Consider the following 19,184-nt stretch of genomic DNA (forward strand, 5'->3'; position numbering starts at 1 on the left):
TCGGGGTCGGACCGAACGTTTGCTCAGACTTCGAGCTCAGCCTCGATCTTCTTGAGCTGGTGCCGGGCCATGGCGAGGTTGGCCCGACCGCGGTCGAGCGCGAGGTAGAGGAAGAAGCCCTTGCTCCCTCGTCCCTTCAGCAGCCGGATCAGGTGGTACTGGCTCCCGAGGGTGATCAGGATGTCCTCGATCTCCTCTTTCAGGCCGAGCATGTCCATGGTGCGGACCTTGGCCCGGACCACATCGGTGTTGCCCGCCGCCGCCACCTGGAGGTCGAGCTCCTTGCCGCCGCCGATGGTGCCGAGCGCCATGCCGCTGTCGTAGTCGACCAGAGCGGCACCGATCGCGCCGTCGATGGTGGCGGTGGCTTCCTTGAGTGCGGTCTCGACGTTGGCCATGATGGACTCCTTATTCCTATGCGTTTGCTGCCGTTGAGGCGGTCTTCAGGGATTGCTGTCGGTACGTGGGGGGTGCGCGGATCGTCTACAGGTCCGTGCCGGGTCGGACCGGCAGGACGGGAGGGACGGGAGGGACGGGAGGGAGCTGCGGCACTTGCGGTACCTCGGGTCCGCGGCGCCCCAGGACGTGGTCGATGAGCTCCGCTATCCGCACGCTGGAACGGCGGGCCTCCAGGTGGAGCCGGCCGACGTTGACGCGGGGCTCCGCTATGAGGGTGAGGACGGCGGCGTCCCCGGCCGCGTACGTCGCCACGTATCCGTGTTCTCCGCGTATCAGCAGCTCGCGGAAGCCGCCTTGGCCGGTGGTGTCGCTGAGTCGCTGGGCCACGCCGAGGGCGGCCGCGGTCAGCGCCGCGACGGACTCGACCTCGGTGGCTGCGCTGTCCTGCGCGAGCACCAGGCCGTCGGCGCTGCCGGCGAGGGCACCGGTGAGCTGGGGCACCCGGGCCCGCAGCCTGCGGAGCTCGGCGAGTATGTCGGCTTCGGCCTCGGGGGGCACCATCGCCGTGCTCATGTCGGCCTTTCTCCTTTCGGGCTGCCTCCGCTCGGAGCGGTCGGCGCGCTCGGAGCGCAGAGCCGGTCGCAGCGGGAGCCTCACAGGCTTGCCTCCAGTGCGTCGCGTAACCGGCGAAGCAGCGCCACGTCCGGGGATTGGGTCTCGGTAATCCAGTCGGGCAGGGGCGGTTCGACCGGTGTCAGTGCCGGCGCGTGCGGGGTCTCGACCAGTCCGGCCGCCGCGAGGCGCCGTACGTCGAGCAGGGTGTGGAACGCCGGCCTGCCCAGCACCCACGCGAGGTCAGCGGGGGTCCGTACTCCGTCCGCGCGGGCCAGCAGGGCCCGCTGGCGGGCGGTGACGGTCTGGCCCGGGGCGGCGGCCCGGGGCACCACGGGAGAGGTGTCGAGCAGCGGGTACGGCCACACCGCGTCGAGCAGCTCCCGCCGGCGGCGGGTCTCCCGCTCGACGGCGGCGGCCGGGACCGAGCGGACGGAGCCGATCCAGTGGGTGGCCCCGCGGCGGAAACGGGAGGGCCCGGTGCCCGGGGACAGGGCGAAGAAGGCGGCGTCGAAGATGGCGGCGAGATGGCAGATCTCCAGTTCGCCTCCGGCGAGGCCTCCGCTGTCCACGAGGAAGCGGGCGACCTGGCGGCGGGCGCCGGCCCGGTCCACGGCCTCGCGCCAGCGCTCGGGGGCGAGGCCGCCACCGGTGGTGAGCAGGACGTCGAGGCCGGGGGTGGCCGGGCTCTCGGCGTGCACGATGCGGCCGTCCTCCAGGAAGAGGGTGCCGCGGTCGCGGAGCAGGGCGCCGGTGGCGCGCTCGGCGGCCAGCCGGGTCAGGAGGGGGGAGACGGCGACGGCGGCGAAGCCGCCTATCTGCGTGCCGGTCATCTGAGGACCAGCCCCTCGGCGAGTGCACGGAGTCTGTGCCGGGCGAGGGCGAGGTTGCCGTCGGTGCGGTCCAGCCATAAGTGGAGGAAGACGCTGCTGTCGAAGCTGGTTTCGACGAAGCGGAGGACGTGGTAGCCGGTGCGGGTGGTGACGATCAGGTCCTCCACGGGCTGGCCTAGGACCTCACCCGGTGCGGAGCCCGGCGCCGGCTGGGCGAAGGACTCGTATTCGGCGGCCGCCCGGGCCAGCTCGGCGGTCTCGGCGGCGGTGGTCTCGTGGTCGCCGACGGGCGAGTCCCCGGCGGTCCCGAGGGCCAGTCCGCTGCTCCAGTCGACCAGCGCGGCCCCCCGCGCACCAGGCAGGGCCATGGCTTCGAGCAGGCATTCGTCGATCCCGGGCACGCGGGCTCCCCTCCCGGCCAGACGTGCGAAGTGCACGGTCTACGGCGCGACAGGAGGGAACTTACTCACGTTCCACAGTGCGGATGGGGCTTCTGGCATTTTCCGCTGGAACATGCACAGAACCGCGTGGCAGCTTGGCCGGAACCCGTCGACTTCTGATCAGGAATGTTGATCACGGCTGCCGATCACCCAAGGGGCGCACGGGGGGCTCACGAAGCAAGCGGAAGGTGGTCCGCGAGCCGGAAGGCGCCGCCCTCGCGCTCGACGTATCCCTCGTGGCTGAGGGTGCGCAGCAGGTGGTACACGGTGGGCAGCGGGATGCCGGTGACCCGCGCGAGCCGTTTCGCCGTGGCTCCGCCCTCGGCGTACATCGCCTCCACGAGGCGCAGCGCCCGCTGCACGGAACCGATCAGGGTGGGTGCGCTGTCCTTCTGGCTTCCGTCGGTGCCCATGAATGCTCCCCCTGCTCCGGTACGAGTCCTGGCACCCCCATGAAAGTCGCTCGGCGCCCGCAATCCCAGCTGACTCGCGCACATCCGGACATAAGATCACCACGCCCCGCCCCCGCCCCCTCAGGTCCCTAGTGGGTGCACGTCACGAAGGCCGGGAGCGGGGTGTCCTCGATCAGGCGGCGCGGCAGGGACAGGGCGAAGCGGCGTTCGAGGACGGCGAGGGTGCGGCGGTCGCGGTCCGCGCCGGGTTCGTCCTCGGGACCGGCGTGGCCACCGTCCGGATCGATGAGCCCGGCCGCGACCAGTTCCGGGAGCAGGAAGTCCGGCCGGTGGCCGCCGCGCCAGCCCTCCTCGCCGAGGGCGAAGCAGCACACCAGCTCGCCGTCCCTGGCGTACGCGAACTGCCGGGGCGGGTGGTCCGGCTGCGGGTCGAGGTGGACGGCCTCGGCACCGGAGCGGGAGACCTCGGCCAGCCGCTCCGCACCGGCCGGCAGGCCGTGCTCGACGGCGAACGACCAGCCCGCCCAGCTCCCGACGCGAGCCACACCGTCGCCGTCCATCGTCTCGCTCGCCAGGCTCCATGCGTCCCGCGCGCCCAGCGGGCCGGGCCGGACGCCCGGCACCGCGCCCAGGCGCAGCGCGAGTTCGCCGGGTGGTACGCCCCGGGCGAAGGTGAGGCCGACGTACCAGCCCTCCCAGTCCGCCAGCCACCGTATGCCGTCGCCCGTGCTCTCGGTCGTCTCCACGGTCCTTCGCCCCCTCGGCGTCGTGCCGGTATCCGGCGGCACGATAGTCAGTGCGCGGGGCGCTCCGGGAGGAGGCGTTCGACCATCGTGTCGATGAGCCCCTCCACCGGATGGGGATCGAGGAGCGCCGGCACGGTCAGGTCGTCCACGATCAGGCCCAGCATCGCCAGGTACAGCAGCACCACGCCCTGCCGGTCCCCGGGCAGTCCGGCCTCCAGGTGCCAGTCCACGTTCGCCGTCAGTTCGGCCCCCTGGAACGCGGCCATCTCCGCCTGGAGTTCGGGGCGCCGGATGCCCTCAAGCCGCAGCTCCAGCATGGCGATGTGCACGCTGCGCTCGCGCCGCATCCGCTCCAGGAGCCGGCTGAGCAGCACCTTGGTGTCCAGCGGGCCGGTGAGGTCCGCCGGGTCGGGGGTCAGCCGCTCCCGGGTGCGGTGCAGGATCTGTACGAGCAGCTGGCCCCGGTTGGCGAAGTAGTTCGAGGTCGTGCCGGTCGGTACGCCCGCCTCCGCGTCCACCGCCCGCAGGGTCAGGCCCCGTGAGCCTTCGCGTGCCAGGACTTCGATGGCGGCGTCGAGGAGCGCTGCTCGGCGCTCCGGGTTCTGGCGCATGGGCGGTTTCCCTGACGGTCTGGGCGGGGCGGGGGGCGGGCGGAGCTCGGCTCTGGGGCCACTCCACATGCAGTGATTCGGACACGCTAGCGGACACGGGACGGTCCGGGCCCTCCCCACCGCCCCCTCCCACGTGTCACTCTGCCCGTCATGGAGCGGATCATCGAGGAGATACGAGAGGACCTGTCCCGCCGCATCGCGGTGACGGCGGACCGGCTCGCCGACCGGACGCTGGCCGAGGATCCCGCGTACGCCGCCCTGCTCGGCAGGGCCGAGCTGCGCGAGCGGATCCACCACAACCTGCGGCAGTCCGTCGAGGGCCTGGTGCGCGGCATCCGCGGGCTGCCCGTGGAGCTCGCCGACGCCCGGGCCACCGGCACCCTCCGGGCTGAACAGGGCCTGCCGCTCGCCTCGCTGCTGCGCACCTACCGGCGCGGGGGCCGACTGGTGTGGCAGGACCTCCACGAGGCGGTGGCCGCGCACGAGCCGGCGGCGCTGCCGCGGCTGCTGCCGGCCGCGGCCGTGCTGTGGGACGTGCTGGACCAGCTGACGGACGCGGTGGCCGACGCGTACCGGCGCACGGAGGCCGCGCGCTCCGACCGCGACCGGGAGCGCAGGGCGGCCCTGCTGGACGCGCTGCTCGACGGCGCGGGTCCTTCGGACGGGCCCGCGGCCTCGGAGGCGGCGGCCCAGCTGGGACTTCCCGAGCGCGGCCGGTTCGCGGTCGTCGTCCTCGCCTCCGACGGTGCGGGCGAACCGGGCGCCCTCGGCCGGGTCGGGGCCGAGCCTGCCGTGGACGGGCTGCGCGTGTTGTGGCGGATCCGAGCCGACGGGGAGACCGGCCTGCTGGAACTGGGCCACCATCCCCTGGAGTCCGTACGGGAGCTGCTCGGCCCGCTCGGAGCCCGGGCCGGGGTCAGCCCGCTCGTGGAGACCCCGGGCGACCTGGCCAGGGCGCGCTGGTTCGCCGCGCTGGCCCTGCGCACCGCACCCGCGTCCGGCGGTCCGTGCACGGCCCTGCTGGACGAGCGGCTGCCGACGGCACTGGTGGCCTCGCAGGCCGAACTCGCGGGCCGGCTCAGGAAGGTGGTGCTGGGCCCGGTACTGGCGCTGCCCGCGGAGGACCGCCGGGTGCTGCTGACCACGCTGGGCACCTGGCTGACCTGCCAGGGCTCGACGACGTACGCCGCCCAGCGGCTGTACTGCCACCGCAACACCGTCTCGAACCGCCTGCGGCGCCTGGAGCAGCTGACCGGCCGCACCCTGTCCGACCCGGCGCACGTGGTGGAGCTGGCACTGGCGCATGCGGCGGTGCTCCAGCGGGCCGCGGGCGAACCGGCCGCACCGGGCGCGAAGCCGACCGGCCGCGGCGCCCGCCGGCGCGGGTGACCGGGGCGGGTGCACTGGGGCGGGTGCACCGGGGCGGGTGCACCGGGCCCGCTACTTCGTCGCCTCCGCCGGCTCGGGCGGTGCCGCCGACCGGGCGGACTCCAGCAGGTACGGTACGTCGATCACCGCGACCCCCGGGGTGAACAGCAGGCGCGCCTTCAGCCGCAGCGCGTTCTGGTTGTGCAGGGGCTGCTCCCACCAGTGCCCCACCACGTACTCGGGGATCACCACGGACAGCACGTCCGTGCCCTCGGCGGCGGCCAGTTCCTGCACGTGGGCGAGGACCGGACCGACCACCTCCCGGTACGGGGAGTGCAGGATCTTCAGCGGGACGCCCGGGTCGTGCTCCGCCCAGGCCACGCGCAGCCGGCGCGCATCCTCCTCGTCGGCGGCGACGGTGACGGCGGTCAGGCTGTCGGGGCGCAGCCCCTGTGCGTAGCCGAGCGCCTTCAGCGTCGGGGCCTGCACGTTGGCGACCAGGACCAGTACGTGGTGGCGGGAGGGTTTGCGCGGTTTGATCCCGGGGGCGACGGCGACCTGGGCCGAGACCCGGTCGTAGTGCCCGTGGACGCCCTTCATGCCGAGGAACAGCACCGGCATCGCGATGACGACCAACCAGGCGCCGTGCGTGAATTTGGTGATCAGGACGATGACGAGGACCACGGCGGTCAGGGTTGCGCCGACCGCGTTGATCGCCAGCCGGCGGTGGATGTGGATGCGCTGGTCCCGGGGGGTGTTCGGGGAGGCGAGTTCGCGCCGCCAGTGCCGGACCATGCCCGCCTGGGAGAGGGTGAAGGAGATGAAGACGCCGATGATGTAGAGCTGGATGAGGCGGGTCAGCTGGGCGTCGAAGGCCACGATGAGGGCGATGGCGGTGAGGGCGAGCAGCACGATGCCGTTGGAGTAGACGAGCCGGTCGCCCCGGTTGAAGAGCTGGCGCGGCGCGTACCTGTCCTTGGCCAGGATGGAGGCGAGCATCGGGAAGCCGTTGAAGGCGGTGTTCGCGGCGAGGATCAGCACGCCCGCGGTGACGGCCTGGAGCAGGTAGAAGAGGAAGTGCCAGTTCCCGAAGGTGGCGCGGCCGATCTGGGCGAGCGCGGTGGACATCGGCGTGCCGGGCGGCAGACCCAGTTCCGTCGGGTCGGCGGCGACGTGCACTTCGTACACCATGGCGAGGACGGTGATGCCGAGGAACATGGTCACCGACAGGGCGCCCATCGCGGCCAGGGTGTTCGCGGCGTTGCGGCTCTTGGGTTTGCGGAAGGCGGGCACGCCGTTGCTGATCGTCTCGACGCCGGTGAGCGCCGTGCAGCCGGAGGCGAAGGCCCGCATGGCGAGGAGGACCAGGCCGAGTCCGGTGAAGGTGCCCTCGGCGGTGATCGGCAGGTCGGCGGATTCGGCGTGGATGGTCTCGCCGATCGCGAGCCGGACCGCCGCGACGGCGAACATGAGGTAGATGACGAGGACGAAGCCGTAGGTCGGGATGGCGAAGATGCGTCCCGACTCCCGTACGCCGCGCAGGTTCATCAGCATCAGCAGCACCACGAACCCCACGGACAGGGCGACTTCGTGGTCACTGAGGGAGGGAGCGGCGGAGGTGATGGCGTCCACGCCGGAGACGATGGAGACGGCGACGGTCAGCACGTAGTCGACGAGCAGGGCGCTGGCGGCCGTCAGGGCAGCGGTCTGGCCGAGGTTCTCGGAGCTGACGATGTAGGCACCGCCGCCGCCGGGATAGGCGTAGCACGTCTGCCGGTAGGAGGCGACGACCACGATCATCAGGAAGGCGATGGCGGCGGCCGCGTACCAGGCGAGGTGGAGCAGCGTGACACCGCCGAGGGCGAGGATCAACAGGATCTCCTCGGTGGCGTAGGCCACCGAGGAGAGAGGGTCGCTGCAGAAGATCGGCAGCGCGAGCCGTTTGGGCAACAGCGTCTCGCCCAGTCGTGCGGTGTCGAGCGGCTCACCCACCAGCACGCGCTTCAGATTGATACGCCTCATCTCGGCATGATCGTGCATATTTCATACGCTTTGCCCCTTATTGGGGCTGTGTCATGCCGTGAACCCGGCCAGTTCCTCGGCCCGGTGAGCCAGCCACAGGTCGTAGCGGGCACTCGGCGACTGCAGCAGTGAGCGCTCCAGCAGTGCCTCGATCCGGGTCAGCCGCTTGCGCGTGCCCGGTACCGAGATCCCGAGCGCGGCGGCCGCCGGGACCAGGTGCGCGTCGTTGCGCAGCCAGGCCCGTACGGTGTCCCGGGCGCCGGGCGGGGCGTCCCGCCCGGTCAGCGGGGCCAGATGCGCGCGGGCCCAGGCCACCAGGTCGGGGTGGCTCAGCACCCCGTCCAGACCGGCCGCAACAATCGGACCGGACGGACCTGCCGGACCGGACTGACCGGACCGATCGGACGCGCCTGCCGGACCGCCGGCCGCGCCGCCCGGGGAGGTCCCCGCCCCGCCCGGGGTCAGCCGCAGCGCGAGCGAGAGCGCCGCCTGTTCGGGGAGCCGCGCGAGGTCCGTGCCGAGCACCGACTCGATCAGGCGCAGCCGGGTGGCCAGGGTGTTGCGGTGGACCTTCAGCAGCCGCGTCGCGTGCGAGCCGAAGTTCAGCCAGGCGTGGGCGGTGGCCCGCAGCTCCTGCGCGCCGGGGTCCTGCGGGCGCCGGGGCTCGTACGCGTGCAGGGGCGCGAGCAGCGCCTCGGCCCAGCCGGTGCCGGCCGCGTGCGCAGCCAGCTCCAGCTCGGGTCCGGGGCCGAAGCGGGCGTGGCGCCCGGCGCGGCTGCGGGCGACGGCCAGCGCGTGGAAGGCCTGGGCGTAGGCGGCCGGGGCGTCCCGCAGCCGCAGGTGCCCGCTGACCCCGACGGCGCCGTCCCGGACCGCCCCCGCCAGCGCCTCGGCCAGCGGATCGTGCTCGGCCCCGGGTCCGGCCGGGCCGGCGGGGACCAGGACGATGAGGTGGCGCACGTACACCGGGCAGCGCACGATCCAGGCCCGGCCGTCCGTCAGCTCTCCGCAGAGCCGGGCCACCTCGCCCCGCGCCCCGGTCCGACATTCCACGACGTACATCCGCATCGGATCGGGCAGCGAGGGACACAGCGCCTCGGCGATCTGGTGGGCGGTGGAGAGCCGGCCGTTCATCAGCAGGTGCAGGACGGCCTCGCGGGCGCGGGATTCGGCGAGCTCGGCCCGTTCTTCGCGCCGCTCCGCCTCCTCGGCGCGCAGGACGAGGACCAGCACTGCGGCCGCGTCTGCGAGCAGCGCGGACGCTCCGGGCCGGTGCGGCCGGTCGAGTACGGCGGCCAGCGCACGGCTCCCGTCCAGCGCGAACAGGAGGGCGGACGAACGCTCGCCGTGCAGGACCGCGGAGCGCACGCCCCGGGCGCTCAGCTCCACGGCCGCGCGGACCGCGAGCTCCGGGCCCGCGGTGCCCCCCACGTCGAGCACGCCGGTCCAGCCGCCCAGCCGCGCGGCGAGCCACTCCACCAGCGCGGCCGAGCCGCCGGAGTGGGCGACCCGGTGCAGCTTGAGCACGTCCTCGGCCCGGCTGCGCAACCGGTCCGCGGGCGGCGGTGTCTCGGGCGGGATCGGGTGGTGCGGGATGACGGGCTCCCTTCGGTCCGGGTCGCGCCCGCGGTCGGCCACGCGGCGCACACACTGTGCTCAGTGTTACCCGTGCCACCCGATCGCAGTGCAGGGCGGACCCTGCGAACCGTCCGCCGTCCGCCTAGGTTTGACCCCGAGCGGTCGGCCCCGGCGTCGACGGGGGAGTCGCCGGGGCCCCTCTCGCTCACATCCGCGCGGCCGCGCTGCGGATGGCCTCCCGAATCCGGAAGTAGGTGCCGCAGCGGCAGATGTTGGCGATCGCGTCGATGTCCTCGTCCGTGGGTTCAGGGGTGCGCTTCAGCAGGGCGACTGCGGCCATGATCTGCCCGGGCTGGCAGAAACCGCACTGCGAGACGTCCTGTTCGAGCCAGGCCTCCTGCACGGGGTGCAGCTCGTCGCCGTTCGCCAGCCCCTCGATGGTGGTCACGGTCTTTCCGGCACAGGCGGAGACGGGCACCACGCAGGGGCGGATGTCCGCCCCGTCGAGATGGCTGGTGCAGGCCTTGCAGACGTCCACGCCGCAGCCGTACTTGGGCCCGCGCACGCCGAGCAGGTCGCGGAGCACCCACAGCAGGGGCAGGTCGTCGGGTGCGTCCACGGTGACGCTCCGTCCGTTGACGGTGAAGGTGTGCGGGGGCACGGCGGACACTCCTGAACTGGGCTACGGGCTAGCGGGGGTAGGGGGTGAAGTCGACGTCGAAGTCGAGGGGGAAGCTGCGCGGCTTGGCACCGGTGGCCCTGGCCCAGGCGTTGGCGATCGCGCCGACCGCCGCCGGGACGCCGAGCTCGCCCGCGCCGCCGGGATCCTCCCCGGTGGCCGGCAGTACGAAGACGCGCACGTCGCGCGGGGTGTCCCGCTGCTGCGCCCAGTGGAACTGGCTGTAACTGCCCTCCAGCGGGAGCCCCTTGTCCAGGTGCAGCCCGGCCTTCAGGGTGGTGGAGATCGCGTCGGTGAGGCCGCCGATCATCTGGGCCTCCAGACCGCGCGGGTTGACGGGCAGGCCCACGTCGACCGCGATGACGGCCTTGGTGACGCGGACGTGCTCCCGGTCGCGGGCGTCGATCTCGACCAGACAGGCGGTGCGCGACTTGTACTCCTCGTGGAAGGCGATGCCCTGCGCGCAGCCGGCCGGCATCGGTCGTCCCCACTCCCCCTCCGTCGCCGCCTTGTCGAGCACCGCGCGCTGGGCCGCCGTCTTCAGGAAGGCGCGCCGGAACTGGTACGGGTCCTTGCCGGTCCGTGCCGCGAGCTCGTCGACCACGATCTCCTCGGCGCCCCGGGTGTTGGCGGAGTACACCGAGCGCCAGGAGCCGGTCGGGATGCCCGTGGGCACTTCGGTGAGCGCCTGGGTGGTGAGCCCGAAGTGGTACGGGGACTTCACCGTCGTCAGGAACAGGGTCTGCGCGAGGGTCGCGTTGCCGATGCCGAGCGGCAGGCTGGCCGCGGTGGCGGTGATGATCTCGCCGAGCCCGTGCCGGAAGTCCGTCTCGGCGGCTGCCACCCGGTGCTCGAAGCTGAGCACTTCACCGAGGAGGTGGGTGGCGCGGATCTTGTGGTGGGTGGCGGGGCGCATCCGCCCGTGCCGGGTGTCGTCGACGCGGGTCCACATCAGCCGGACGGGGCGGCGGCAGGCCTTGGACACGCGGGCCGCCTCCAGCGCGGCGTCGAAGAAGAGCCGCCGCCCGAAGGAGCCGCCGGCCTGGACCACGTGCACGGTGACCTTGTCGAGCGGCAGCCCGAGATCGGCCGCGATGGTCTCGCGGGCCACGATCGGGGACTTGAGCCCGGACCAGATCTCGGCACGGTCCTCCCGTACGTCAGCCACGGCGGAGTTGGTTTCCATGGGTGCGTGGCTGACGAACGCGAAGTCGAACTCGGCGTCCACGTACGGGGTGAGCAGCGGCGGCACGAGCAGCGGCGGGGTGGCGGCGCGCAGCACGGCCCGGATCTGCGCGTCCGAGAGCTGGTCGGCGGGGCCGGGCCCCCAGGTGACTTGGAGGGCGGCCTTGGCGTCGAGGGCCTGGCCGAAGGTCTCGGCGACGACGGCGACCCCGGTGGGGACGGTGACCACGTGCAGGACGCCGGGCATGGCGCGGACGGCGGCGAGGTTGGCGACGGACCTGACGCTGCCGCCGAGGCTGGGCGGGCGGCGCACGACGCAGGGTTTGGCGCCGGGCACGTCGAGGTCGAGGGTGTACTGCTGGGCGCCGGTCACCATGGCTCGGGCGTCGATCCGGCCCGTGGCCCTGCCGACGAGGGTGTGCTTCGCCGCCTTCTTCGGGGTGGCGCCGAGGACGACCAGGGCCGGGTCGGCCGCGGCCGTGGCGAGTCCGCCGTAGTCGGCGGTGCGCCCGTCGGGGGCCCGTACGGCGCCGTTGGCGGTGGTCAGCGAAGCGGCGGCGAGGTTCCACTTGCGGGCGGCCGCGGCGACCAGGCGGGCGCGGGCGGTGGCGGCGGTCTGCCGGACCGGCCCGTAGAGGGAGCGGATGGAGTTGGAGCTCCCGGTGAGCTGGTTGAACAGCAGCTCGGGCCGCGCGTCGTCCAGTACCACGCGTACGGCGGCCAGCGGCGCGTCGAGCTCCTCCGCCACGAGCATGGCGACGGCGGTGGTGAGGCCTTGGCCGACCTCCTCGCGCGGCAGCCGGAAGCGGATGGTCCCGTCCGTCTCCACGGAGAGCGCCAGCAGGGCGGAGGTGGGCGCTCCGGCCAGGATGAACAGGTCGCCGAGGTCGACCAGATCGGCCGGGGCGGGCAGGCTCGGGACGACGGCGTGGGCGGGCTGCGGGGCGAGGGCGTCGGCCCCGGCCCGGGTGACGAGGGCGAGCGTAGGAGCCGCTACGAGGTACGTGAGGAAGGAGCGGCGGCTCTGCCCGGTCATGTTGCTGTGTCCCCCAACGTTGCGAGGGCCCGCGCTCGCAGACCTCCCCCGACTCGTTACCGGCACGTAGCGTAGCGATCACCGGGTGGGGTGGGAAGCGGTGCGGCCGTCAGGGCCGCACCGGGACGGGGTCCTCCGTTCGGGGGTACCCGTGCAGGGGTGTTGATCCGCCCCCGGTGCGGCTTTTGCCGCCCCGAGGACTCGTACATCTCGCCCGTACGATCGATCCGCCTCGTCCGGAAGGCCGGTTTCCGGCCGCGGGAGGACGATGGGAGGAGAAACGGCTGTACCTACCGGAAGCCGTATGCGCCGAATCACGGAGGAGGTGTGCGGCGGTGACGATGTTCATGGATGTCCACCACGGCATGAAGGGCATCACCGAAGCCGAGCTGATGGCCGCCCACAAGGCGGACCTGGCGATCGAGGGCGAGGAGAAGGTGCACTTCGAGCGCGCCTGGGCCGACCCCGCGTCCGGCACGGTGTACTGCCTGTCCGAGGCGCCCTCTGCGGAGGCTGTCATGCGGATCCACGAGCGCACGGGACACCCGGCCAGCGAGATCCACCCGGTGCCGCTCGTCGTGTGACGCAAGGGGACGGCCCGGCACGGCCGGAGACGGCCGGGACGCGGGCAGGCCCGGAAGGGCTGACCGGAATCGTTCGTACGGGCAAAGGAGGGGCCGGGAGGCCCTTGGCATATGCCTGAAGCAAGGCCTTTACGGATGTTGCCAAACGCCTTACGGGTCATCGCGGCCTGTGCAACAGTCGTAACCGGTCCTTCCTTCAGACTTGGCCGTACCGTGCCGCCTGTATCGGAGTTCTCATGCCGTCCCACCTCTTCGCGGACCGTCCCGCGCAGCCACCCGAGCCGGGGTCGGTGGACGCGCTGATCTCGCAGACCCGGCAGCTCCGCGGAGAGGTGGACGCGGTGCGCCGTGACACCGTCGTCGACGAAGACGACGCCCAGGGCCGCTGGCAGCGCGCATTGTGCGACCTCGCCGTCCACCAGCTCGACGACCTGCGCGAACACCTGGGACAGCTCAAGGAAGGCCTGCCCGTCGCCCCCGAACTCCGGGGGCTCCCCGAGGGGTCGCCCGAGGCCGGGCCCGTACCCGGGGCGCAGCAGCTGCGCGTCGGCAGCGCCGAGTGGAACCTGCTCACCGACGACGTCAACTGGTCGGAGGAGCTCTTCCAGATCTTCGGCCGCTCGCCCGAGGCCGGCCCGCTGCCCCTCGACGAACTCGGATCCACCCTCTTCTCCGAGGACCAGCCGCTGCTCACCACGATGGTGACGGCCTGTCTGGTCGACGGCAGACCGATCGACGGCGAGTTCCGCATCGTCCGGGCCGACGGCCGTGTCCGGACGCTGCACATGCGAGGCGAGCCGGTACTCGACTCCGACGGTTGCACGGCCTCCATGTGGGCCGTGTTCCGGGACGTGAGTGAACTGCGCCGGAGCCAGCGCGCCGTACGCGAGTCCCGTGACTCGCTGCAGCGCCGGCGGGAGATCGCGCAGACCGAGCACCGGTTGGCGGTCGAGCTGCAGGAAGCCGTGCTCCCCCCGTGGCGCGGCTCCCTGCGGTTCCCGCACCACACCACCGGCGCCCTCGACGTCGCCGCGCACTACCTGCCCGCGGCGGCGAGCACGCTGATCGGCGGGGACTGGTACGACGCGCTCGACCTGCCCGACGGCTGCTCGCTGCTGACCGTCGGCGATCTGACCGGGCACGGCGTCACGGCCACGTCCGGGATGGCGATGATGCTCGGCGCCCTGCGGGGCATGGCCATGGCCGGGATCGAGCCGGGCCCGCTGATGGGCTGGCTCAACCAACTCCTGGAGGCCTCCGTACAGCCCGCGCTCGGCTCGGCCGTCTGCTGCCGCTACGATCCCGCGCGCCGCGTGCTGTCCTGGGCGCAGGCCGGCCACGCGGCCCCGCTGCTGTTCCGCGGCGGCTCCGGTCGCGCCCTGCAGCCACCGGAGGGCGTACTGCTGGGCGCGACCTCCGGGGCGGCGTACGGGCAGGCCGAGGAACGGCTCGAACCCGGCGACGTGTTGGTCCTGCACACGGACGGACTGGCTCCGTGCAGCATCGAGTTCGGCCGGGCGGACGGCACCGAGCGGCTGCTGGCCCTCGCGCCGCGGTTCTCGGCCGCGGGGTCGTCGCAGGACTGCGTGCGGATGGTGGTGGAGGAGTTCGACGAGGGTGAACGGGAGGACGACGCCTGCGTCCTGGTGGCCAGGGTCGGGGGCTGAGTTCCCGCGACGGGCCGACGGGTACCGCTTTCAGGGCCGCGCCGCACGGCGCGGCCTTTCGCGTCTGTGTACCGGAGCCCTCCGTAGGGGGGTCCTGCATCCAGGCGCCTTCCGTAACGCTGTCCGTGCTGATGCCGGTGCGCGCACCGGCGCGAGGTGCCCGCGCAAGGCCTAGACGCTGTGCTGCGAAGGGCTGTTCGGCAGGGCCAGCGCGATCTCGGCGCGCAGGTCCTCGATGCGCGCGTACCCGGCGTACTGGCCGGTCAGCCGGTACATCTCGCGCAGTCGGTCCCACGTCCGGTGCGAGGAGGTCTCGTTCATCGAGACCAACGCGAGCCGGGCGTAGCGGTCGGCCTGCTCCGGGTCGTCGGCGATGAAACAGGCGGACGCCATCGAGATGTAGTCGAAGATCTGCGAACGCTGGTGGCCGCCGGACCGCAGCCGCAGGGCCTCGCGGGCGTGCCGCTGGGCGATCGGCGCGGCCGAGGGTTCGTGTTCGGCGAGGGTGCGGAAGGCAAGGGCCTGCATGCCGTGCAGGTCCGCCTCGTCGAAGTTCTGCATCCACGACGGCGGGGGTACGTCGCCCTTGTCCGACACGAACAGGTCCTCGGCCTCGCCGAGGGTGCGGCGCATGGCCTGGCCCTTGCCCATGGCGGCCTGCGCCCAGGCCTCGATGGTGTGCAGCATGGCGCGGGTGCGGGGCAGCGTCTGCTCGCCGGAGCCGGACTTCGCCAGCTTCATCAGGTCCAGGGCCTCGTGGGGCTTGCCCAGGTGGACCATCTGGCGGGCGGCCCGGGACAGCGCCTCGCCGGCCCGCGGCCGGTCCCCGCCTTCGCGGGCCGCGTGCGCCGCGATGACGAAGTACTTCTGCGCGGTGGGTTCGAGACCCACGTCGTGGGACATCCAGCCCGCCAGCACTGCCAGGTTGGCCGCCACCCCCCACAGACGCCGCTGGAGGTGGTCGGGGTGGTGGTACGCGAGCATGCCGCCGACCTCGTTGAGCTGACCGACCACGGCCTTGCGCTGGAGTCCGCCCCCTCGGGAGGCGTCCCAGGCGCGGAACACCTCCACCGAGCGCTCCAGCGCCTCGATCTCCTGGGAGCCGATGGGGGCGGCCTCGTAGCGGTCGTAGCCCGCCGGGTCGGCCTGGAAGGAGTCACCGAAGGTCTGCGGGGCCTTGGAGGGGGTGGGATCGGTGTGGAGCCAGTCGTTCATGGCGTGGGCGAGGGCGGAGCCTGCGGTGAGCGCGACACCCGCGCCCATCAGACCGCGTCGGTTGAGCATGAGGTCCATTCCCGTGAATTCGGTGAGGACCGCGGCTGTGCGTTCGGGCGCCCAGGGCATTCCTTCGGGGTTCTCCTTCGCCCCGTCCGGCTGCCGTTTCGTGGTGCGCCGCTGCCGTACGAACCCGAGGTCCTCGATGGTCACGACACGACCGAGCCGCTCGGTGAACAGGGCTGCCAGTACGGTGGGCACCGGTTCGCGCGGGGTCTCCCCCATGTCGATCCAGCGCCGCACCCGCGAGGTGTCGGTGGCCAGTTGGTGGTGGCCCATGGCCGCCGCCTGCCTGTTGACCATCCTCGCCAGCTCACCCTTCGACCAGCCGGCCAGGCCGAACAAGTCGTTCAGGCGGGTGTTTGGTCCTTTGCTCACGTCAAGCCCCCAGGTTCTCGGCTGATTTGACAGTAGCCCGCCGTCAGATGCCCAGCGACTATTCGCCAGGCTTCGCCAGGGTGCGCAAGATGGTCCGCCACCCACGGCCGGGTGTCAGGTAGGAATGCGCCTCCCCGACCCGGTCACCGGCGGAACTCCCCAGGGTGAAGTACGGGATCGTCGGGGCGGCGTACGCAACTCGTCGGCGCACGAAGGGATCCGTAACGCCATGTACGCAGCAACGTCCTCCGTGTCCGCCCCGGTCCGGCCGCACCGCACGCTCCAGGCGGGCGGCGGCCCCTACCTCGACCCCGGCCGCCAGGCGGCACCGGCGCAGGGCGCCGTACGGGCGCGGCGGATGCCGGGGGCCGGATCGCAACCGCTCAGCGGAAGAATCGACCTCTCGGGGCCGCAGGGAGCGCAACTGCGCACCGCACTCGCCTCGGTGCAGCGGATCTGTCCCGAGTTCGCGCCCGTGCAGGTGCTGCGGCGCAGCGGTCGGTCGGTCCTGCTGGTCGGGACGACGGGCCGGATGACCGCCGTCGCCAAGGTTTTACTGGACCACTCGCCGGAATGGCGCGAGCGGTACCGGCACGAAATAGCTGCGTACCGGGCGTTCGTCCGACACCGCCCGCCGGTCCGGGTGCCGCGGCTCATCGCCGCGGACCCCGAGAACTGCACGCTGGTGGTCGAACGGATGGCGGGCCGGGTCGCGGCATTGCAGCGGCACCCCGTGGAGGCCCCGCCGCGGGCCGACGTACGGGCAGCGCTGGGAGCGGTGTGCCGGGTGAACCAGTGGCGTCCGCCGACCGACCTGTTCGGGGACCCGCTGAACTACGCGCAGCGGGTGGCGCGGTACCACGAGCTGGGGCTGCTCACCGACCGGGATCTGGGTGATCTCCAGAAGCTGCTGTGCGGGCTGAAACTGGCGGGCGTGCAACGCCAGTTCAACCACGGGGACGCCCTCCTGTCGAACCTGCTGCTGTCCCCGGCGGGGCCGGTGCTGCTCGACTGGGAGCACGCGGGCTGGTACCTGCCCGGCTACGACCTGGCCACGCTGTGGACGGTGCTGGGTGACGCCCCGGCCGCCCGCAGCCAGATCAGCCGGCTCGCCCAGTCGGCCGGTCCGGCTTCGCGGGACGCGTTCCTGGTCAACCTGATGTTGGTGTTGACCCGGGAGATCCGAATGTGTGAGACGGCGGTCCAGCGCTCCATGCTGGCGACCGCTCCGACCCAGCCCCTACCGGTGGGCGCCCTGTCCTCCGGCGAGGAACAACGGCTGCTGCTGCGCCGACTGCACGACGACTGCGGCATGGCCCGCAGGGCGGTACGCGCGGCGGTCGGAACCCGCTGATCCCGGCGGACCGCACCCCGTACGAAAATCCCGTGTCGTACGCACCTGGTGTGCGTACCACGGGATTTCGTGCGTTCGGGCCGACTCGCCACCCCTGCGCGTGTCTTGACATCACATGATCCCCCGAACACCTTTTCTGACTTAGCATCAGAATTGCTGGAGCCGCCGTCCCCGCCGTCCCCACCCCGCTGGAGCCCGCCCATGACCGCACGCCCCGAACCCTTGGAAGCCCCCGTCCTCACTTCCCGCCGCACGGTCCTCGCCGGGGCCGGGGCGGGGGTGCTCGCCGCGGCCGTGCTGCCGCCGGCCGGCGCCCGGGCCGATGCGGGGGTCCCGCTCGGCGAGTACGACGTCGTGGTGGTCGGGTCCGGGGCGTCCGGGATGACCGCCGCTCTCACCGCCGCCAAGCGGGGCCTGAGCGTGCTGGTCGTCGAGAAGGCGCCGACGTTCGGCGGTTCGGCGGCGCGTTCCGGGGCCGGGATCTGGCTGCCGAACAATTCGGTGATCTTGGCGGCGGGAGTGCCGGACACCCCGCAGAAGGCGGCGGCGTACCTGGCGGCGGTGGTCGGGGACGGCTCGTCGGCGGAGCGGCAGGCGGCCTTCCTCGCCAACGGCCCGCGGATGCTGGACTTCGTGATGGCCAACAGCCCGCTGCGCTTTCGGTACATGGACGGGTACAGCGACTACTACCCGAACCTGCCGGGCGGGATGCCGGGCGGCCGGTCCATCGAGCCCGACCAGATCGACGGCCATCTCCTGGGCGCGGAACTGGCCCGGCTGAACCCGGCGTACATGCAGGTGCCGGCCGGGATGGTGGTGTTCAGCCAGGACTACAAGTGGCTGAACCTCGCGGCCGTGAACGCCAAGGGCCTGGCGGTGTCCACGGAGTGCCTGGCGCGGGGCACCAAGGCCGCGCTGTGCGGGCAGAAGCCGCTCACGATGGGCCAGGCGCTGGCGGCCGGCCTGCGGGCCGGGCTGATGCGGGCGGGCGTGCCGGTGTGGCTGAACAGCCCGCTGGTCGACCTGGTGCAGGAGGCGGGCGCGGTTACCGGTGTGGTGGTGGAGAAGGAGGGCGTACGGGGTGTCGTACGGGCCCGCAAGGGCGTGGTCGTCGGCTCGGGCGGCTTCGAGCACAACGCGCAGATGCGGGCGCAGTACCAGCAGCAACCGATCGGCACCCAGTGGTCGGTGGGCGCCAAGGAGAACACGGGCGACGGGATCCGGGCGGGGCAGCGGGCCGGGGCGGCGCTGGCGCTGATGGAGGACGCCTGGTGGGGGCCGTCGATCCCGCTGCCGGGCGAGCCGTACTTCTGCCTCGCCGAGCGGACCCTGCCGGGCGGGCTGGTCGTCAACGGCAACGGCGCGCGCTTCGTCAACGAGGCGGCCCCGTACAGCGATGTGGTGCACGTGATGTACGAGAAGGACCGCGGGGCGGTCGGCTCGCACATCCCGGCGTGGCTGATCGTGGACCAGAACTACCGCAACAAGTACCTGTTCAAGGACGTCCTGCCGACGATCGTCTTCCCGGACGCGTGGTACGAGGCGGGAGCGGCGAAGAAGGCGTGGACCTGGGACGCGCTGGCCGGCCAGATCGGGGTGCCGGCGGCGGCCCTGCGCGCCACCCTCAACCGGTTCAACGCGCAGGCGTGGAACGGGACGGACCCGGACTTCCACCGGGGCGACACGGCGTACGACCACTACTACACGGACCCGGGGGTGCAGCCGAACTCCTGCCTGGCCCCGATCTGGGCGCCCCCGTTCTACGCCTTCAAGATCGTGCCCGGTGACCTGGGCACGAAGGGCGGCATCGTCACGGACGCCCGGGCCCGCGCCCTGCGGCCGGACGGCTCGGTGATCCGGGGCCTGTGGGCGGCGGGCAACGCGAGCGCGGCGGTGATGGGCCACAGCTACGCGGGGGCCGGATCGACGATCGGCCCCGCGATGACGTTCGGCCATGTGGCGGCTAACGACATCGCGGACGCGTGACCCCCGGGCGGCGCCGGG

The 19,184-nt window shown here is 72.7% G+C and carries 17 protein-coding genes; 5 read left to right on the forward strand and 12 right to left on the reverse strand.

Annotated features, from left to right (window positions below):
• Positions 1–23 precede the first annotated feature (23 nt).
• The 7 genes from OG974_RS08025 to OG974_RS08055 all read right to left on the reverse strand — a co-directional run bounded on the left by OG974_RS08025 (position 24) and on the right by OG974_RS08055 (position 4,054).
• The gene (locus OG974_RS08025) at positions 24–398 is read right to left on the reverse strand and encodes a hypothetical protein (RefSeq protein WP_327281967.1); all 375 of its coding nucleotides are present in this window, start codon (positions 396–398) and stop codon (positions 24–26) included.
• A gap of 85 nt (positions 399–483) precedes the next feature.
• Complete coding sequence (locus OG974_RS08030) at positions 484–972, reverse strand: roadblock/LC7 domain-containing protein (protein WP_327281968.1); 489 nt, start codon at positions 970–972, stop codon at positions 484–486.
• 80 nt (positions 973–1,052) lie between these two features.
• Positions 1,053–1,844, reverse strand: a complete 792-nt coding sequence (locus OG974_RS08035; protein ID WP_327281969.1) for a transcriptional regulator — start codon at positions 1,842–1,844, stop codon at positions 1,053–1,055.
• Complete coding sequence (locus OG974_RS08040; RefSeq protein WP_327281970.1) at positions 1,841–2,245, reverse strand: hypothetical protein; 405 nt, start codon at positions 2,243–2,245, stop codon at positions 1,841–1,843. The genes OG974_RS08035 and OG974_RS08040 overlap by 4 nt, the downstream gene beginning before the upstream one ends.
• A gap of 209 nt (positions 2,246–2,454) precedes the next feature.
• The gene (locus OG974_RS08045) at positions 2,455–2,697 is read right to left on the reverse strand and encodes a helix-turn-helix domain-containing protein (protein ID WP_327281971.1); all 243 of its coding nucleotides are present in this window, start codon (positions 2,695–2,697) and stop codon (positions 2,455–2,457) included.
• Positions 2,698–2,825: 128 nt separating this feature from the next.
• Positions 2,826–3,443 (reverse strand): DUF6461 domain-containing protein, encoded by a 618-nt coding sequence (locus OG974_RS08050; RefSeq protein WP_327281972.1) that lies wholly within the window; start codon positions 3,441–3,443, stop codon positions 2,826–2,828.
• Positions 3,444–3,490: 47 nt separating this feature from the next.
• Positions 3,491–4,054 carry a TetR family transcriptional regulator gene (locus tag OG974_RS08055; protein ID WP_327281973.1) on the reverse strand — a complete coding sequence of 188 codons (564 nt, stop codon included), beginning with the start codon at positions 4,052–4,054 and terminating at the stop codon, positions 3,491–3,493.
• 150 nt (positions 4,055–4,204) lie between these two features.
• Between OG974_RS08055 and OG974_RS08060 the strand changes: the two genes are divergently transcribed.
• Positions 4,205–5,443, forward strand: coding sequence for a helix-turn-helix domain-containing protein (locus OG974_RS08060; RefSeq protein WP_327281974.1), 1,239 nt, complete (start codon positions 4,205–4,207; stop codon positions 5,441–5,443).
• Positions 5,444–5,494: 51 nt separating this feature from the next.
• On the opposite strand, the gene OG974_RS08065 is transcribed toward OG974_RS08060, so the two are convergent.
• The 4 genes from OG974_RS08065 to OG974_RS08080 form a co-directional block, all read right to left on the reverse strand.
• On the reverse strand, positions 5,495–7,444 hold the full coding sequence (locus OG974_RS08065; RefSeq protein ID WP_327281975.1) for an APC family permease: 1,950 nt from the start codon (positions 7,442–7,444) through the stop codon (positions 5,495–5,497).
• A gap of 51 nt (positions 7,445–7,495) precedes the next feature.
• Positions 7,496–9,082, reverse strand: coding sequence for a helix-turn-helix domain-containing protein (locus tag OG974_RS08070; protein WP_371645968.1), 1,587 nt, complete (start codon positions 9,080–9,082; stop codon positions 7,496–7,498).
• Between the two features lie 145 nt (positions 9,083–9,227).
• Positions 9,228–9,683 carry a (2Fe-2S)-binding protein gene (locus tag OG974_RS08075; RefSeq protein WP_327281977.1) on the reverse strand — a complete coding sequence of 152 codons (456 nt, stop codon included), beginning with the start codon at positions 9,681–9,683 and terminating at the stop codon, positions 9,228–9,230.
• A gap of 28 nt (positions 9,684–9,711) precedes the next feature.
• A complete protein-coding gene (locus OG974_RS08080; RefSeq protein WP_371645970.1) occupies positions 9,712–11,922 on the reverse strand; it encodes a molybdopterin cofactor-binding domain-containing protein in 2,211 nt (736 codons plus the stop codon).
• Between the two features lie 335 nt (positions 11,923–12,257).
• Between OG974_RS08080 and OG974_RS08085 the strand changes: the two genes are divergently transcribed.
• Both OG974_RS08085 and OG974_RS08090 read left to right on the forward strand, forming a co-directional pair.
• Entirely contained in the window at positions 12,258–12,506 is a 249-nt protein-coding gene (locus OG974_RS08085; RefSeq protein WP_327281979.1) for an SCO4226 family nickel-binding protein, read from the forward strand.
• A gap of 236 nt (positions 12,507–12,742) precedes the next feature.
• Positions 12,743–14,173, forward strand: coding sequence for a SpoIIE family protein phosphatase (locus OG974_RS08090; RefSeq protein WP_328761797.1), 1,431 nt, complete (start codon positions 12,743–12,745; stop codon positions 14,171–14,173).
• Between the two features lie 171 nt (positions 14,174–14,344).
• On the opposite strand, the gene OG974_RS08095 is transcribed toward OG974_RS08090, so the two are convergent.
• Positions 14,345–15,826 carry a hypothetical protein gene (locus OG974_RS08095; RefSeq protein ID WP_327281981.1) on the reverse strand — a complete coding sequence of 494 codons (1,482 nt, stop codon included), beginning with the start codon at positions 15,824–15,826 and terminating at the stop codon, positions 14,345–14,347.
• 229 nt (positions 15,827–16,055) lie between these two features.
• On the opposite strand from OG974_RS08095, the gene OG974_RS08100 reads away from it, so the two are divergent.
• Both OG974_RS08100 and kstD read left to right on the forward strand, forming a co-directional pair.
• Entirely contained in the window at positions 16,056–17,180 is a 1,125-nt protein-coding gene (locus OG974_RS08100; RefSeq protein ID WP_327281982.1) for an aminoglycoside phosphotransferase family protein, read from the forward strand.
• A 201-nt stretch (positions 17,181–17,381) separates the two neighbouring features.
• Positions 17,382–19,166, forward strand: a complete 1,785-nt coding sequence (gene kstD / locus OG974_RS08105) for a 3-oxosteroid 1-dehydrogenase (protein WP_327281983.1) — start codon at positions 17,382–17,384, stop codon at positions 19,164–19,166.
• The last annotated feature ends 18 nt before the right edge of the window (positions 19,167–19,184 follow it).

This window comes from Streptomyces sp. NBC_00597 (assembly GCF_041431095.1).
Classification (GTDB): domain Bacteria; phylum Actinomycetota; class Actinomycetes; order Streptomycetales; family Streptomycetaceae; genus Streptomyces.

Bases quoted from the DNA above. Each gene is read 5' to 3' on its own strand.
- OG974_RS08025 (WP_327281967.1), bottom strand. From the start codon at position 398: ATGGCCAACGTCGAGACCGCACTCAAGGAAGCCACCGCCACCATCGAC.
- OG974_RS08030 (WP_327281968.1), bottom strand. From the start codon at position 972: ATGAGCACGGCGATGGTGCCCCCCGAGGCCGAAGCCGACATACTCGCC.
- OG974_RS08035 (WP_327281969.1), bottom strand. From the start codon at position 1,844: ATGACCGGCACGCAGATAGGCGGCTTCGCCGCCGTCGCCGTCTCCCCC.
- OG974_RS08045 (WP_327281971.1), bottom strand. From the start codon at position 2,697: ATGGGCACCGACGGAAGCCAGAAGGACAGCGCACCCACCCTGATCGGT.
- OG974_RS08055 (WP_327281973.1), bottom strand. From the start codon at position 4,054: ATGCGCCAGAACCCGGAGCGCCGAGCAGCGCTCCTCGACGCCGCCATC.
- OG974_RS08060 (WP_327281974.1), top strand. From the start codon at position 4,205: ATGGAGCGGATCATCGAGGAGATACGAGAGGACCTGTCCCGCCGCATC.
- OG974_RS08065 (WP_327281975.1), bottom strand. From the start codon at position 7,444: ATGAGGCGTATCAATCTGAAGCGCGTGCTGGTGGGTGAGCCGCTCGAC.
- OG974_RS08080 (WP_371645970.1), bottom strand. From the start codon at position 11,922: ATGACCGGGCAGAGCCGCCGCTCCTTCCTCACGTACCTCGTAGCGGCT.
- OG974_RS08090 (WP_328761797.1), top strand. From the start codon at position 12,743: ATGCCGTCCCACCTCTTCGCGGACCGTCCCGCGCAGCCACCCGAGCCG.
- OG974_RS08100 (WP_327281982.1), top strand. From the start codon at position 16,056: ATGTACGCAGCAACGTCCTCCGTGTCCGCCCCGGTCCGGCCGCACCGC.
- kstD (WP_327281983.1), top strand. From the start codon at position 17,382: ATGACCGCACGCCCCGAACCCTTGGAAGCCCCCGTCCTCACTTCCCGC.